The sequence below is a fragment of the Mesorhizobium sp. WSM4844 genome (genome assembly GCF_055811775.1).
The window spans coordinates 26,339-40,835 of the sequence record NZ_JBVVQB010000014.1; the positions used below are offsets into that span (position 1 = coordinate 26,339).

The 14,497-nt window shown below is 63.0% G+C and carries 13 protein-coding genes; 8 read left to right on the forward strand and 5 right to left on the reverse strand.

From position 1 onward, the window contains the following. Window positions 1–33 precede the first annotated feature (33 nt). The 8 genes from dhaL to AC0L2A_RS13865 all read left to right on the forward strand — a co-directional run bounded on the left by dhaL (window position 34) and on the right by AC0L2A_RS13865 (window position 7,700). Window positions 34–636, forward strand: a complete 603-nt coding sequence (gene dhaL / locus AC0L2A_RS13830) for a dihydroxyacetone kinase subunit DhaL (RefSeq protein WP_287207782.1) — start codon at window positions 34–36, stop codon at window positions 634–636. Continuing rightward, entirely contained in the window at window positions 633–1,022 is a 390-nt protein-coding gene (gene dhaM, locus AC0L2A_RS13835) for a dihydroxyacetone kinase phosphoryl donor subunit DhaM (RefSeq protein WP_027151568.1), read from the forward strand. The genes dhaL and dhaM overlap by 4 nt, the downstream gene beginning before the upstream one ends. Window positions 1,023–1,043: 21 nt before the next feature. Beyond that, complete coding sequence (locus AC0L2A_RS13840) at window positions 1,044–1,346, forward strand: HPr family phosphocarrier protein (RefSeq protein ID WP_023796727.1); 303 nt, start codon at window positions 1,044–1,046, stop codon at window positions 1,344–1,346. Next, a complete protein-coding gene (ptsP, locus tag AC0L2A_RS13845; protein WP_473609266.1) occupies window positions 1,330–2,916 on the forward strand; it encodes a phosphoenolpyruvate--protein phosphotransferase in 1,587 nt (528 codons plus the stop codon). The genes AC0L2A_RS13840 and ptsP overlap by 17 nt, the downstream gene beginning before the upstream one ends. A gap of 8 nt (window positions 2,917–2,924) precedes the next feature. Then, window positions 2,925–3,356 (forward strand): hypothetical protein, encoded by a 432-nt coding sequence (locus AC0L2A_RS13850; protein ID WP_023796729.1) that lies wholly within the window; start codon window positions 2,925–2,927, stop codon window positions 3,354–3,356. 35 nt (window positions 3,357–3,391) lie between these two features. Beyond that, a complete protein-coding gene (gene dhaK, locus AC0L2A_RS13855; protein WP_473609267.1) occupies window positions 3,392–4,378 on the forward strand; it encodes a dihydroxyacetone kinase subunit DhaK in 987 nt (328 codons plus the stop codon). 197 nt (window positions 4,379–4,575) lie between these two features. Continuing rightward, window positions 4,576–6,483 carry a propionyl-CoA synthetase gene (locus tag AC0L2A_RS13860; RefSeq protein ID WP_473609268.1) on the forward strand — a complete coding sequence of 636 codons (1,908 nt, stop codon included), beginning with the start codon at window positions 4,576–4,578 and terminating at the stop codon, window positions 6,481–6,483. A gap of 134 nt (window positions 6,484–6,617) precedes the next feature. After that, complete coding sequence (locus tag AC0L2A_RS13865; RefSeq protein ID WP_027151563.1) at window positions 6,618–7,700, forward strand: acyltransferase family protein; 1,083 nt, start codon at window positions 6,618–6,620, stop codon at window positions 7,698–7,700. Between the two features lie 291 nt (window positions 7,701–7,991). Here the strand turns inward: AC0L2A_RS13865 and AC0L2A_RS13870 are convergent, their stop codons facing one another. From AC0L2A_RS13870 to AC0L2A_RS13890, 5 genes are all read right to left on the reverse strand, one after another. Further along, window positions 7,992–10,373: a polysaccharide biosynthesis tyrosine autokinase gene (locus tag AC0L2A_RS13870; protein ID WP_473609269.1), complete on the reverse strand. Its 2,382-nt coding sequence runs from the start codon at window positions 10,371–10,373 to the stop codon at window positions 7,992–7,994. 256 nt (window positions 10,374–10,629) lie between these two features. Further along, window positions 10,630–11,526, reverse strand: coding sequence for a UTP--glucose-1-phosphate uridylyltransferase (locus AC0L2A_RS13875; protein WP_023796734.1), 897 nt, complete (start codon window positions 11,524–11,526; stop codon window positions 10,630–10,632). Between the two features lie 58 nt (window positions 11,527–11,584). Beyond that, entirely contained in the window at window positions 11,585–12,553 is a 969-nt protein-coding gene (locus AC0L2A_RS13880) for a glycosyltransferase family 2 protein (RefSeq protein ID WP_091592817.1), read from the reverse strand. Beyond that, entirely contained in the window at window positions 12,543–13,493 is a 951-nt protein-coding gene (locus AC0L2A_RS13885) for a glycosyltransferase family 2 protein (protein WP_473609270.1), read from the reverse strand. Before AC0L2A_RS13885 ends, AC0L2A_RS13880 begins: the two co-directional genes overlap by 11 nt. After that, window positions 13,493–14,485: a glycosyltransferase family 2 protein gene (locus tag AC0L2A_RS13890; RefSeq protein ID WP_473609290.1), complete on the reverse strand. Its 993-nt coding sequence runs from the start codon at window positions 14,483–14,485 to the stop codon at window positions 13,493–13,495. Before AC0L2A_RS13890 ends, AC0L2A_RS13885 begins: the two co-directional genes overlap by 1 nt. Window positions 14,486–14,497 lie beyond the last annotated feature (12 nt).

Sequence of the window (14,497 nt, forward strand, 5' to 3'; positions counted from 1 at the left end):
GACAAGACTGCGACACTGGACAAGACCGGGACGATGGACAAGCTTGACCTGAAGACGCTGATATCAGTCACCGCCGACACGATTGCCGCTCACGCCGAAGAGCTGACCAGGCTCGACCAGGCAATTGGCGACGGCGACCATGGGCTGAACATGAAGCGCGGCTTCGAGGCGGTGCGCGCCGAGGCCGACACGTTCGCGACAAAGCCGCTGCCGGACGCTCTGAAGGCGATCGGCACCAAGCTGGTAATGACCGTCGGCGGGGCTTCGGGCCCCTTGTTCGGGACGCTGTTCATGGCGCTCGGCAAAGAAATTTCCGTAGAGCCGGATCGCGCCAATCTGATGTCGGCGTTCGGCAAGGCGATCGAGGCGGTGGCAGCCAGGGGCAAGTCGCAGGTCGGGCAGAAGACCATGCTCGACGTGCTGCAACCGGTGCATGACGCCCTGCTGCAGGGAAAGACCGGATCGGAAATCGCCGATGTCGCGGACAGTGCTGCCGATGCCACCGTGCCGATGAAGGCCTTGCGCGGGCGCGCCTCGTTTCTCGGCGACCGCTCCATCGGCCATATGGATGCCGGGGCACGCTCGACCGCGCTTCTGGTGCGGGCTGTCACCGAGACCATCGAGGGGCAAGCATGAGCAATGTCGGCATCGTCATCGTATCGCATTCACCGCTGGTCGCCGAGGGCACGGCCGACATGGTGCGCCAGATGGTCGGCGACGAAGTGCCGCTTGCATGGTGCGGCGGAAACGGCCATGGCGGGCTGGGAACCAATGTCGAGGCGATCATGGGCGCGATCGACAAGGCCTGGTCGGAGGCAGGTGTCGCTATACTTGTCGATCTTGGCGGCGCCGAAACCAACAGCGAGATGGCGGTCGAGATGATCGGCGAGCCGCGCGCGCACAAGATCATCGTCTGCAACGCGCCGATCGTCGAGGGCGCGGTGATGGCGGCGACGGAGGCGTCCGGCGGCGCCTCGCTCAGGGAAGTGGTGGCGACGGCACACGAATTGTCGCCATCGTGAATGAACAGGAATTTTGACTCAATGTCCGCATCGGCTGAAGCCACCGTTCTGATCACCCATGAGGTCGGCCTGCATGCGCGCCCTTCGGTGAAATTCACCAAGCTCGCCAAGACGTTTTCGGCCGAAGTCGAAGTGGCGCTCGCCGCCAACGGTCCTTGGTTCGACGCCAAGAGCATCGTCAAGGTGATGGCGGCCAAGGCGCCGAAAGGCACGGTGCTGCATATCAGAGCCAAGGGCGACGGTGCCGGCGAGGCGGTCGGCGCGCTCGTCGAGCTGGTGCGGCGCGACTTCGACGAGGGCGTGGACCATGCCCGAACCGCTTAAGCTGAAGGGAATCCCGGCTTCGGCCGGCTATGCCGAAGGGCCGCTGTTCAACCTCGACCCGGTCGTCGCGCGCTATAGAAGTAAAGCGACCGCAGCTGACGAGAGGCTCGCGCTCGAAACGGCAATCGGCACAGCGACAGGCCGGCTTGCCAAGCTGATCCAGGCAACCGAGGGCGATGCCGCCGACATTCTCGAATTCCAGCTCGCCATGCTGGAGGACGATGCGCTGACCGGCCCGGCCTTTGCCGCGATTGCCGCCGGCCAGCCGGCCGATGCGGCATGGCGGCAGGCGCTTGACGCCGAAATTGTCGGCTACGAAACGTCGGATCAGGATTATTTCCGGGCACGCGCCGCCGACATGCGCGACATCAGAGACCAGGTGCTTCGCGCGCTGACCGCGGACAGCGCGGCTGCCGCGCCGACAGGCGCCATCTTCTACGGCGAGGACATCGCGCCGACGCGCTTTCTCGAAACCGACTGGAGCGCCGGCGGCGGCATTGCGCTGAAGGCGGGCAGTACCGCCAGCCACGTCGCCATGCTGGCGCGCTCGCGCGGCGTGCCTATGATCGTGGGGCTCGGTGCTTCGCCGGCTGATCTTGCCGGCGTCGCCCTGCTCGATGCCGAGCACGGCGGCATCGTGTTGAGGCCAACAAGGGCAGAGGTCGAGGCGTTCCGGCAATCGTCGTCGTCTTTCGCGGCACGTCGCGACAGGGCGGAAACTTTTTTGACTCGGCCGGCGGTGACGAAAGCCGGCACTGCGGTACGGGTGCAGGTCAACATCGCCGATCCGTCCGATGTCGACGGTATCGATGTCTCGACCTGCGATGGCGTCGGGCTGATGCGGACCGAGTTCCTGTTCGGCAAGACGCTGCCGGACGAGGAAACGCAGTATCGCGCCTACCGCAAGGTGCTCGAATGGGCTGAAGACAAACCGGTGACTATTCGCACCGTCGACGCCGGCGGCGACAAGCCGGTGCCGGGCTTCACCGTCGAAGAGGGCAATCCGTTTCTCGGCCTGCGCGGCATCAGGCTATCGCTGGCGAGACCGGAGGTTTTTCGGGTGCAGATCAGGGCGCTGCTGCGCGCCGCCTTGCATGGCAATCTCAAGGTGATGTTCCCGATGATCGCAGTGTGGGACGAGTATCAGCGAGCAGCTGCGCTCTTCGCCGAAGAGCAGGCCGAGCTTGCCGCGCGCGGCGTCGCGCAAAAAATGCCGCCGCTCGGCATCATGGTCGAGGTGCCGTCGGTGGCGATCGCTCCTGAGGCGTTTGCCGAGGTCGCCTTCTTCTCGATCGGCTCGAACGACCTGACCCAGTATGTGATGGCGGCGGCGCGCGACAACGCGTCGGTCGCGCATCTCAATTCGATCAGGCATCCGGCCGTGCTTCGGCTGATCGCCTCGGTCGCAGCGTTCGGCCGCGCGCAAAAGATTCCGGTCAGCCTGTGCGGCGACGCCGGCGGCGATCCGGCGGCGATCCCGGCGCTGATCGAGGCCGGCCTGCGCGACCTTTCCGTGGTTCCCGCCCAGCTCGCAATGGCCAAGGCGGCCATTGCGGACGTCTCGATCTAGGCACCGGCATGGCCGAAACCAAGAAGACGCCTGAAGCCGGCTCCGAAGAGGCGATCCGCGCCTACAAGACGATCCTGTCGCAGGTCCTCGACCAGCGCCCATCCGGCATGCGCCAGCGCCTCGCCGACGCGTTGGGCAAGCATCGCAGCTTCGTCACCCAGATTTCCAGCCCGGCCTACTCGATCCCGATCCCGTCAAAACATTTGCCGGCTATTTTCGCCGTCTGCCATTTCAGCCCGGCCGAACGCGACCATTTTCTTGCCGCCTACCATCAGGCGCATCCGGGAAAAATGTCGCTGGCATCCGGCATGCGCAAGACGCGGCATGTTTCGCTCATCGTTCCCGATTTCGGCGACGACAAACAGAACGCGGCGCTCGACAGGGCGGTCAACGATTTCATCCAGAAGATCACCAGCATCGCCGGCAAGGGCGGGACATAGTCGCGCCACGTTCAGCTATTTCGGGAGAGACGGCCATGAAGAAGTTTCTGAATTCTGTGGACACGGTGCTGACCGAAAGCCTCGACGGCTTCGTTGCCGCCCATGCCGACATCCTTGTGCTTGGCGACGAGCATAAATTCGTGCGCCGCAGGACACTCAAGCCCGGCAAGGTAGCGCTGATTTCCGGGGGCGGCTCTGGCCACGAGCCACTGCATGGCGGGCTGGTCGGGCATGGCATGCTGGATGCCGCCTGCCCCGGCCAGGTGTTCACCTCGCCGACGCCGGACCAGATGATGGCGGCCGCGGAGGCGGTCAACACCGGTGCCGGCTGCCTGTTCATCGTCAAGAACTACGAGGGCGACGTGATGAATTTCGACATGGCTGCTGAAATGTCGGAGGGTGTGATGCAAGTGGTGGCCAATGACGACGTCGCGGTCGAGAACTCCTCCTACACCACTGGCCGACGCGGCGTTGCCGGCACGCTGGTGGTCGAGAAGATCCTCGGCGCCGCGGCCGAGCAAGGCATGGCGCTGAAGCCGTTGAAGGCGCTTGGCGAACGCATCAATGGCGCGACGCGCTCGATGGGCGTTGCGCTGACCAGTTGCACCGTACCGGCCGCCGGCAGGCCGACCTTCGATATCGGCGACGGCGAGATGGAATTCGGCGTCGGCATCCATGGCGAACCCGGGCGCCGCCGCGACGCGTTGAAGAGCGCCGACGCCATCGCCGAGGAGATCTGCGCGGCGATATCTGGCGATCTCGGTGACAGGGCAAAAGGCCCGGCGCTGCTTTTCGTCAACGGCTTCGGCGGCACGCCGCTGATGGAGCTCTACCTGATGTACAACAGCGCCCGGAAAATCTTCGAGAAAAACGGCGTGACGGTCGCCCGTTCACTGGTCGGGTCCTATGTGACATCGCTCGACATGGCCGGCTGCTCGATCACGCTGACCATGCTCGACGATGAGACGACCGCATTGTGGGACGCACCGGTGCATACGGCTGCGCTGCGCCGGGGGATGTAGCACGGCCAACACCGCGCCACGGCTATAGCAACAGTATTAAGCAAGTAGGCGCTTTCTACGACCTGGCCGGTTGCGGCGATAAAGCGGCGGTCACGTCCATTTCGACCAAAGCGAGGTCGCCAAGACGAATTTGCACGTGCTTGCAAAAACAGCATACGCTATTTCCAAGGACAGAAACATTCCTGGGAGAAAGCTGGATGGCGTCACGCTACCACGAGGTCTATGACGGCTGGAAACGCGATCCGGAAAAATTCTGGGCGGATGCGGCCAAAGCAATCGACTGGTTCTCGCCGTTCGAAACGGTCTTCGATGCGAATGCCGGCGTCTATGGGCGCTGGTTTGGCGGCGCCTCCTGCAACACCTGCTTCAACGCCGTCGACCGCCACGTGGCGGGTGGCCGCGCCGATCAGATCGCGCTGATCCATGACAGCGCGATTTCCGGCACGGTCAGGAAATTCACCTATGCCGAATTGAAACGCGAGGTGGTCGCGCTGACGTCGGTGCTGAAGAACCGCGGCGTCCAAAAAGGCGATCGGGTCATCATCTACATGCCGATGGTGGCGGAAGCTGCGTTTGCCATGCTTGCCTGCGCCCGTATCGGCGCCGTGCATTCGGTCGTCTTCGGCGGCTTTGCTTCGCACGAGCTCGCCACGCGCATCGACGACGCCAGGCCGAAGCTGATCATTTCCGCCTCTTGCGGCCTGGAGCCCGGGCGCGTCGTCGCCTACAAGCCGCTGCTCGACAAGGCGATCGAGATGTCGCGGCACAAGCCCGAAGCCTGCCTCATCCTGCAGCGCGATCAGCTGCGCTGCGAGCTAAAGGAGAACCACGACATCGACTATGCCGACGCCGTCGCCCGCGAGCGGGCCGCGGGCGCCAATGTCGACTGCGTTCCGGTGCTCGCCACCGATCCGCTCTACATCATCTACACGTCCGGAACGACCGGCCAGCCCAAGGGCATCGTGCGCGACAATGGCGGCCACATGGTTGCGCTGAAATGGTCGATGGAGAACGAGTTCGGCGTCAAGCCGGGTGAGGTGTTCTGGGCGGCTTCCGACGTCGGCTGGGTGGTCGGCCATTCCTACATCGTCTACGGCCCGCTGCTGCATGGCTGCACGACGGTCCTGTTCGAGGGCAAGCCGGTCGGTACTCCCGACGCCGGCACCTACTGGCGGGTGATATCAGAGCATGGCGTGGTCGCGCTGTTCACCGCGCCGACCGCATTCCGCGCCATCAAGGGACAGGACCCCAAGGGCGAATTCGTCCCGAAATATGACCTGTCGAAATTCCGCACGCTGTTCCTCGCCGGCGAGCGCGCCGATCCGGAAACCATCAAATGGGCGGAGCAGAAATTGAACGTGCCGGTAATCGACCATTGGTGGCAGACCGAGACGGGCTCGCCGATGACGATCAACCCAGCCGGATTAGGGCTACTGCCGGTGAAATACGGCTCGCCCGGGGTGCCGATGCCCGGCTACGACATCCGTGTGCTCGACGATGCCGGCCACGAAGTGCCGCGCGGTACGTTGGGCAATGTCGTGGTCAAGCTGCCGCTGCCGGCCGGCTGCCTGCCGACGCTATGGAATGCCGATGACCGGTTTCGCCAAGCCTATCTCGAGGAATTCCCCGGCTTCTACAAGACGGCGGATGCCGGCATGATGGACGAGGACGGCTATTTGTTCGTGATGGCCCGCACCGACGACATCATCAATGTCGCCGGCCACCGGCTGTCGACCGGCGCCATGGAGGAGGTGCTGGCCGCGCATCCGGACGTTGCCGAGTGCGCTGTCGTCGGCGTGGCAGATGCAATGAAGGGCCAGGTCCCGCTCGGCTTCGTCGTGCTGAATGCCGGTGTCACGCGTGACAGCGCCACCATTGAGACCGAGGTGGTCACGCTGGTGCGCGAGCGGATCGGCCCGGTCGCCGCCTTCAAGACGGTGGTCACGATCAAGCGCCTGCCCAAGACACGCTCCGGCAAAATCCTGCGCGGCACCATGCAGAAGATTGCCGACAAGGAAGACTGGACAATGCCGGCGACCATCGACGATCCGGTCATTCTCGACGAAATCACCGCGGCGCTGAAGGGACGCGGAATCGGGCTTTAGCTGCTTTCGGAGCGCGGCAGGCGGATCGCGGCTTCGGACGAATTCACGAATTCATCCTGCACTGCAATCGTCTGTTGTGCAATGCAGCAATAGCCCTTAAACCTTTGCGTGGGGGGCCATTCCGAAGGCACGGCATGGCTCAGCAAAAAACAACATTCGGCGGCGTCGACATCCTGCGTTTTGTCGCCGCTGTCCTCGTGATGGTCTACCACTACGGCTTCTGGGTGTGGGCGTTCCCCGAGGGCGTTTCGGCGCGTGCGACGGGCGGCATCCCGCCGCATCCGGAAATAGGCGGACTGGTCCAATTCGGATGGGTCGGCGTCCAGATATTCTTCGTCATCAGCGGCTTCGTCATCGCCTTCAGCGCCGAGCATTCGACACCGCTGCGGTTTTTCGAGGCAAGGGTGAAACGATTGGCGCCGGCCGTCTGGATCTGCGCACCAGTCACCGCGATGGTGCTGCTTCTCGTCGATCTCAGTTGGCCGACGGACGCTGTCACCACGCTCATACGCACCGCCCTGTTCGTTCCGTTCAACCCCTGGGTCGACAGCGTCTACTGGACGCTCGGCATCGAGATCGCCTTTTATGCCATCGTCTGGATCCTGCTGCGGCTCGGCCGCTTCGACCTGATGGAAGCGGTGGCAGTTGCGCTCGGCGCGATCAGCACGCTTTTCTGGTGCCTGTACTATCCATTCGACTGGACGGACCTTGCCGAGGCGCGCTGGCTCGACCTGCTCCTGGTGCATCACGGATGTTTTTTCGCGACAGGTGTGCTGTTCTGGCTGATGCGTTTCAAGGCAGTGACGCCCGCCCGCCTTGTCTTCTGCGCCTTGTTCCTGGCCGGCGGCGTGCTGCAGATCATAAGTGCTGTCGACGTCCGCAGCATCAAGGTCGAAGCCGCGATGCCCTACGGGCCACCGATCGTCCTGTTCCTCGCTGCCATGGCGCTGATGGCGTGGTCGTTACGGCTCGACCTGTCCTGGCGCGGCTGGCGCCGGATCGGCCTGATGACCTACCCTCTCTATCTGATCCATAATGTCGTCGGCGCAGCCATTCTCGGCGCCTTGATGCGTGCGGGAGTGCCATACCTGCTTTCGGTGGTCATCGTCGGGGCGACAATGATCGCCGCGAGCTGGCTGATTGCGATCGAGGCCGAACCGCGCATCCGGCTTCTGCTCGACCACACCATCTTCCGCTACCGTCTCAAGGCGGCGTAACGCGCCAGCGTTGTCACGCCGGTTCCTGGCTGCAAACGTCCTACGGTGGAATGTCCGGCACAAAGCAGGGTGCGGACGCTTTTGCGCGACCCGTCGCGGCTCGGCGACCTGATCAAGCGAGGAAATCGACCGGCACCCTAAGGAACGTCATTCGCTACCGACCCTACCGGCTCGTGCACAGGCTGCCGGTCGTGGTCTGTTCGAGGGGCATTCGTCTTCGCTCACGACGGCCTCGGCCCGGTATCGGCCCGACGGCGGAAGACGACGATCTGCCGGTCCTACAGACCGGCCTCAGCTGTTCACCTTCGTCCGCGCTTCCGACTTCTCCAGATAGTATGACGAATATCTGTCGAAGAATTTTTCCGAGCCGCCGATCGATCCATACTTCGCCAGCTTCTTCAAATCGACCTTGTTGAGGACGACGCCGACGATCTTGTTGGCGATATAGGATTCCGAACTCAATATGGATTGCACCATCGCACGCGGCGTGCGCCCCCACTCGGTCACGAGCACGAAGCCGTCGGCAAGCGGCGCAAAGGCCTTGGCATCGACCACGGGGCCGAGCGGCGGCAGATCGACGACGATGTACTGGAAGGTCTCCTTGGCATTGTCGATGAAACGCCGCATCCCGGCCGACGACAGAAGCTCGCTTGTGTGCGAGAAATGACCGCGCGGCACGGCGGGGACGATCGCCAGCTTGGTCTGCCGGTCGATCTTGCCGACGGACTGCCAGGTCTGCCCACTCACCACCGCTTCCATCAGGCCTTGCTCGGCCTCCATGCCAAGGCTGCGGCTGAGGCCGGGGTTACGCAGGTCGCCGTCCACCAGCAGCGTTTTCGACCCGTTGGCGGCAAGCAATCCGGCCAGATTCGCCGCCACGGTTGACTTGCCCTCGCCGGGAAGGACCGAGATCACGCCAATGACCCGGCTGCCTTGCCCTTCCATCACCACGTCGAAGGCAATCTTGGCGCTGCGCAGCGTCTCGGAAAACATCGATGCCGGGGCGTCGATGCTCACCCGCATGCGCGCGCGTCTTTCAGCCGCCGATGGTGATGGGGCGGTTTTGATATCCGCCTGACCGTCATCGCGCTTGTCGTCCTTGGCGACCTTGCTGCCAATGATCGGCAGGTAGCCGAGGAATTTGAGGCCGACGCGATCGCGAACGTCTTCGCCGGTTCTGAAGAACCGCTCCCTGAACTCATTCAGGCCACCAACCCCGGCTCCCAACATCACGCCAAGCACGAGCGAAAGTCCCAGCACTATGGACGTGCGCGGGGTTGCCGCGGACTTCGGCAGCGTCGCGTCCGAGATGACGCGGATCTTGCCGACCGGGAAGGATTGCTGCTGGGAGGCTTCCTCGTAGCGGCCAAGGAACGTTTGATAGAGCGTCGAGAGCGCCGTTGCCTTCTGCTCCAGTTCGCGCAGCTTGACCTGCGACTGGTTGTCGATGGAACTCTTGCCAGCCGCTAACGCGACATTTGCACGGAGCGCCGTCTCGCGCGCGAGAGCGACTTCGTATTCGTTGCGGTAGCTTTCGGTCAATTGCTTCAGCTCGCCGAATATCTGCGCCGATATGTCGGCCCTTTCCTTGGCAAGTGCGACCGCCTGGGGATGCTCAGCCCCGAAATTGGCTTCGATATCCTGCTGCCGCTTGGCGACAGTGAGATAGCGGGTCTTGAGCGTTGAAATGATCGAGTTGCTCGGCTGGTCGGCGGATATCGCGGCGTCCCTGAATGCGTTGTCCGAACCGCTTTCGACGATCGACTTGTATTGCTGGTAGCGGGCGCTGGCGCGGGCGGTGTCGGCCTGCGCCTCAATGAGCTGGCCATTGAGGTCCGACAGTTGCTTGTCACTGATCAACTGGCCGTCATCGACGGCCAGCCCATGTTCGGCCCTGAACTTCTCGACGGCGAGCGCCGCTGCCTGGGAGCTTTCGCGAAGCTCCGTCAGCCGACCTTGCAGCCAGACCGCCGCCCGCTCGGTCGCATCGAAGCTCGCATCGAGCTGATCGGCGAGATAGGCGTCGGCATAGGCTTTGGTAACCGCGGTCGCAAGTGCGGGGTCCGTGGCCTGGTAGGCGATGGAGATCACATAGGCGCGACCGATGCGCTCGGCTTGCACCTCGTCCTGCAGTTTGAGGATTGCGTAATCGCGCCGCGACGAGGCAATCATCGCGTCACGCGTCGCCGGGTCAAGCTGAGTAACGTCGGCCGTACCCACGGCGGGATTGGGACGGAAATACCGGACCACGCCGCGCACAAAACCGGCAGCCTTCGACACGGCCGACGTCGGAGGGTTCATGAAAGCGTCGTTCTGATCGAGCTTCTGCTTGTCGACGACCACCGCCGCCAGTCTCGCCGAGTGGAGTATTTCGATCTGGCTCAGAATGGCGGAGTCGGTCTGCATGCTGACCGACGCCGCCGAGACCTCGTCAACGACCTTGTTCAATCCTTCGTCGATCAGCACACGGCTCGTCGCCATGTAGGTGGGAGGCGTGGTCTGCAAATAGAGCACGCCCAGAAAAAGTCCGATGGCAGCGCATGCCGCAACCACCTTTGCCTGCCTTGCTGCCATGCCGAGCAGGCGCTCGACATCGATGAAATCGTCGGCGCTGACTGGGTCCGAACTCGGCAATGGTTTCCTCTTGTCGAGAGGAAAATTGGCATAATTCATCTTCGGTCCAATTCAAGTTTGCATCTAGAGCGGCGGTCTCTCAAGTCGAACGCGCCGCCGCTCTATTTTTGTTTGAGCCTCGGATCCCAAACCCTGTCTCCACTCGGGTCCGCTGCTCTCGTTTTCAGGCGCTAGAGCGGGAGCATCAGCATATGCCCTACGCAAGCTTCATGCCAGCCACCGCGAGACCTGGGCAGTCAAACATATCGGCATGTCTTGCGTCACCATTCATATGCTTGCTCCCAGAAAATGGGCTTTATGCGGCTTCTACCCGGCGCTCATGCAACCGGACGAACTCCTGAAGCATCTCGAAGATCGGTCCCTTCATGTCGTCGCGCGCCAGCGCGAAGGCGACATTGGCCTGGATGAACCCTTCCTTCGAGCCACAATCGAACATCCGGCCGTTGAAGGGCTGCGCGAAGAAAGCCTGGCTTTGCGCAAGGCGGACCATGGCGTCGGTCAGTTGGATCTCATTGCCGGCGCCGCGCTGCTGATTGCCGAGCAGCCCGAATATTTCAGGCTGCAGGATATAGCGGCCGTTGATGTAGTAGTTCGACGGCGCATTCGCCGGAGCCGGCTTTTCGACCATGGCGGTGACCTCGAAGCCCGAGCCGACATCGGCGCCGCAGCCGACGATGCCGTATTTGCTGGTCTCGGTCGGGTCGCAGCGCTCGACGGCGATGACGTTTCCGCCGGTCTGCGCATAGAGGTCCGCAATTTCAGCGAGACATCCGCGACCGCCGAAGGACACCATGTCCGGTAACAGCAATGCGAAGGGTTCATCGCCGATGACTTCCCGGGCGCACCATACCGCATGGCCGAGACCTTGTGGTGACTGCTGCCGGATGAAGCTCGTCGCACCAGCCACGGGAAGCAGGCTTTCCAGCGCCTGAAGCTGCGCCGTCTTGCCGGTCTGCTCCAAAGTTCCGATCAATTCTGGATGCAGGTCGAAATAATCCTCGATGACCGCCTTGTTTCGGCCCGTCACGAAGACAATGTGCTCGATGCCGGCTTCGAACGCCTCGTCCACCGCATATTGCACGACAGGCCTGTCGACGACCGGCAGCATTTCCTTCGGCATCGACTTGGTCGCCGGCAGGAATCGCGTTCCAAGCCCCGCTACCGGTATGACTGCCTTCCTGACTTTCTTCATTGCATATTCCTTCTGAGGAGATCGACTTCAACCTGTCGCAGGCCGCGAAAACTATTTTTCAGCTGCCTGCACCCTTCACCTCCCCCGCACCCACGGCAAATTGCGCCGCCAACCTTCGCAGCCGAACGGCGATCGGCATGCCCATATGCCAAACCGCCGCCGGATCGCTGAGCGCCGTCCACACCGCCTTGAGTGGGGATCGCGCCTTGATGTGCTGGACCAGAGAAAGGAACGACGCCGCCTTGCGCAGGCTGCGCGTGCGCCTTGCGAAAGCGGCTGCGGCCTTTGCGTCCATCGAATGGGCTCTGGCGAAAACGAGGTCGGCCTTACGCATCGACTCGACGTGATGAAGTTCGAGCACGCGGGAAATGGAGCCGGTCCGGATATGGTAGACATAGCCGGTCGTCGGCTCGACCACGCACTTGCCGCCCTTGGCCAGAGCACTGGCCAGCAGGATGTAGTCCTCGCCGATGATCAGGCTTTCGTCATAGCGAAGCCCGTTTTCGTTCAGAAACCGGCGCTGGAAGATCGGTTTGAGATAACCGAGATTGAACCTGGATTCGAAGACCACATTGCCGGCAATATAGTCCGCCAGCGAGATTTCACTCAAACCCTCGAGATAGTCGGCCGGGAACATCGTCTCTTCGGCAACACCGTCCTCGCGAACCACCTGGAGATTGTCGACTGCGATCGCGGCGCCCGCTTTCTCGGCGCGGTCAATCATGGTGCAGATCCGCCCGGGATAGACCGCGTCGTCGGAATCGAGGACCGCCACCCACCTGCCGCGGGCAAGCTCAAGGCCGACATTCCTGGCGCCGCCTGGACCGCGGTTTTGCTCAAGTGCGACGACGCGGACGATGTCTTCGGGGTAGGATCGCGCCAGATCGAGCGTCCGGTCGCGCGACTGGTCATCGACGACGATCACCTCCACGCTCACATCGCGCTGGGCGATGGCGCTGGCTATCGCCCGCTCGATGGTCAGCTCCGAATTGTAGGCGGCAATGACAAAGGTGACGTCAGGCTGCACGCTTGCCCCCTTCCTGCGGCGAGGGCAGGCCGTATTGGCGGATTTCACGCACGCCGACAAGACCGCTCACGACGCCGACATGCATGATGCCGCGAAGCACGCTGCGGTTCCTGCGCACGGGACTGATGGCGACCGGGATTGCCGACGCGAAACAAAAGACCGCCTTTGCCGAGGCGAGGCCGACTTGCCTGACCAACGCGAGGCCATGCGCGTCGCGCCCCAGCAGGTGTCCATGCGTCTGCCCGACGCGGAACCGGCGGCGACGGAGCCAGTCGAAAGCCGCCCTGGCGCGCGGCACCACTTCATCGACCCAGGCCTGCGGCGAAAAGGCGATGCGACCGCCGGCCTTGACCATATGGTCGAAGAATTCGGTGTCCTCGCCACCGGTCTGACCACGCGCCAGGCTGAATCGCCGGCCGCGGAGGCTGTCGGCGCCCATCCTGAGCAGGACGTTGCAGGTGTAGCCGGTGCGGATCTCGCCGCCCACCCAGACGGGCAAGGTGGAGTGAAAATCGCCGCGGCGCATCCAGTTGGGCGCATCCGGCCGATAGCGCGCCCGCACTGGCCCGAGCACGGCGGCAGCGCCACTCAAGTCCGCCGTCGCAACCAGTTCGACAAGCCATCTCGAGGATGCCGTTTCGTCGTCGTCGAGGAAGGCGACGAAATCCGCCGTGCTGGCGTCGAGGCAAGCATTGCGGGCGATTGAGATGTTGCGTGCCGGGCAATGACGATAGCTGATCGGCAGCTTCAGCGTCTGCGCCAGCGTCGCCACCAGCAGTTCGGCCGTTGGCCCGTCATCATTGTCGGCGACGATGACGCGGATGTCGAATCCCGAAGGCAAGTCCAGGGCGGCGACCGAGCGAAGCGTGTCGGCAAGCTCCGGCCGCCTAAACGTGCAGACGCAGACGTCGACGCTGCGGTTTTTTTCGGCCACACCCATCACGCCACCCTTCTACGTTGCAATCGCGGTCCAAGCAGTTGCAGCCAGAAACCGACGGACCAGCCGAAATGCATGACCATCGCCGAAATCCCGGCAAGGGCGCTGTCCGGATTGCGCTGGCTGATCGCAATCCACACGCCATAGCCGAGACAAACCGACGCCCACACCAGAATCGGCATGACTGCCAGCCAATGCACGAAGAAAAAGGCAGAGAGAAGGACGACAGGGAACACCAGGAGCGGCACCATCTGCCGGACCTTCGGTATCATGCGGTGCTTGAGAACGTTCTTTGCCCGGCCGCGGCCATAGCCGAGATACTGGAAATAGAGGCCGGCGAGCGACGAGCGCGGGTAATAGATCATTTGCGTCTTGCCGCTCATCCAGATCCGGTAGCCGGCCTTGCGCAGCCGGTAGTCGAACTCCGCATCCTCGTTGTGGCTGAACGTCTCGTCATAGCCGCCCACCGCCTTGAACGCCGAAATCCGCATCAGCGCATGGTGACCGTGGTCGACCCACTCTCCCGCCGAGAGATGCCGGTGCTTGGAGCCGCCCGTGCCGAGCTTGGAATTCTGTGCAGCCGCAACCGCGTTCTGCACTGTGCCGCTGCCGCTGGTCAGCATCGAGACGACGACCGAATCGGCGCCGGTGGCCAGCGCCTCTTCGATCAGCCGATCGCAATAATCCGGAGGGTAGCCGCCATGCGCGTCGATGCGAATGAAATATTCAGCCCCATCGCCGTACCTGGCGATGGCGAGATTGATCGCCGCGCTCTGGAGGCGCTTTTCATTGTCAAGAAGGATGACCCTCGGATCCTTCCTGGCGATCTCCTCGACGATCGCCCTGGTGCCGTCCGTGCTACCGCCATCGGCAACGATGATCCGGGCGCCGAGCCTTTCGGCGGCCGGTCGAAGTTCATGAACAAGCGCACCGATGTGAGCCGCTTCGTTCAGGCACGGAATCACGATCAGGTTGGACGGCATTTCGGTCTGCATCATCGGCCCATG

Coding starts and splice junctions, on each gene's coding strand:
- dhaL (WP_287207782.1), top strand. CDS start 34: ATGGACAAGCTTGACCTGAAGACGCTGATATCAGTCACCGCCGACACG.
- dhaM (WP_027151568.1), top strand. CDS start 633: ATGAGCAATGTCGGCATCGTCATCGTATCGCATTCACCGCTGGTCGCC.
- AC0L2A_RS13840 (WP_023796727.1), top strand. CDS start 1,044: ATGTCCGCATCGGCTGAAGCCACCGTTCTGATCACCCATGAGGTCGGC.
- ptsP (WP_473609266.1), top strand. CDS start 1,330: ATGCCCGAACCGCTTAAGCTGAAGGGAATCCCGGCTTCGGCCGGCTAT.
- AC0L2A_RS13850 (WP_023796729.1), top strand. CDS start 2,925: ATGGCCGAAACCAAGAAGACGCCTGAAGCCGGCTCCGAAGAGGCGATC.
- dhaK (WP_473609267.1), top strand. CDS start 3,392: ATGAAGAAGTTTCTGAATTCTGTGGACACGGTGCTGACCGAAAGCCTC.
- AC0L2A_RS13860 (WP_473609268.1), top strand. CDS start 4,576: ATGGCGTCACGCTACCACGAGGTCTATGACGGCTGGAAACGCGATCCG.
- AC0L2A_RS13865 (WP_027151563.1), top strand. CDS start 6,618: ATGGCTCAGCAAAAAACAACATTCGGCGGCGTCGACATCCTGCGTTTT.
- AC0L2A_RS13870 (WP_473609269.1), bottom strand. CDS start 10,373: ATGAATTATGCCAATTTTCCTCTCGACAAGAGGAAACCATTGCCGAGT.
- AC0L2A_RS13875 (WP_023796734.1), bottom strand. CDS start 11,526: ATGAAGAAAGTCAGGAAGGCAGTCATACCGGTAGCGGGGCTTGGAACG.
- AC0L2A_RS13885 (WP_473609270.1), bottom strand. CDS start 13,493: ATGGGTGTGGCCGAAAAAAACCGCAGCGTCGACGTCTGCGTCTGCACG.
- AC0L2A_RS13890 (WP_473609290.1), bottom strand. CDS start 14,485: ATGCAGACCGAAATGCCGTCCAACCTGATCGTGATTCCGTGCCTGAAC.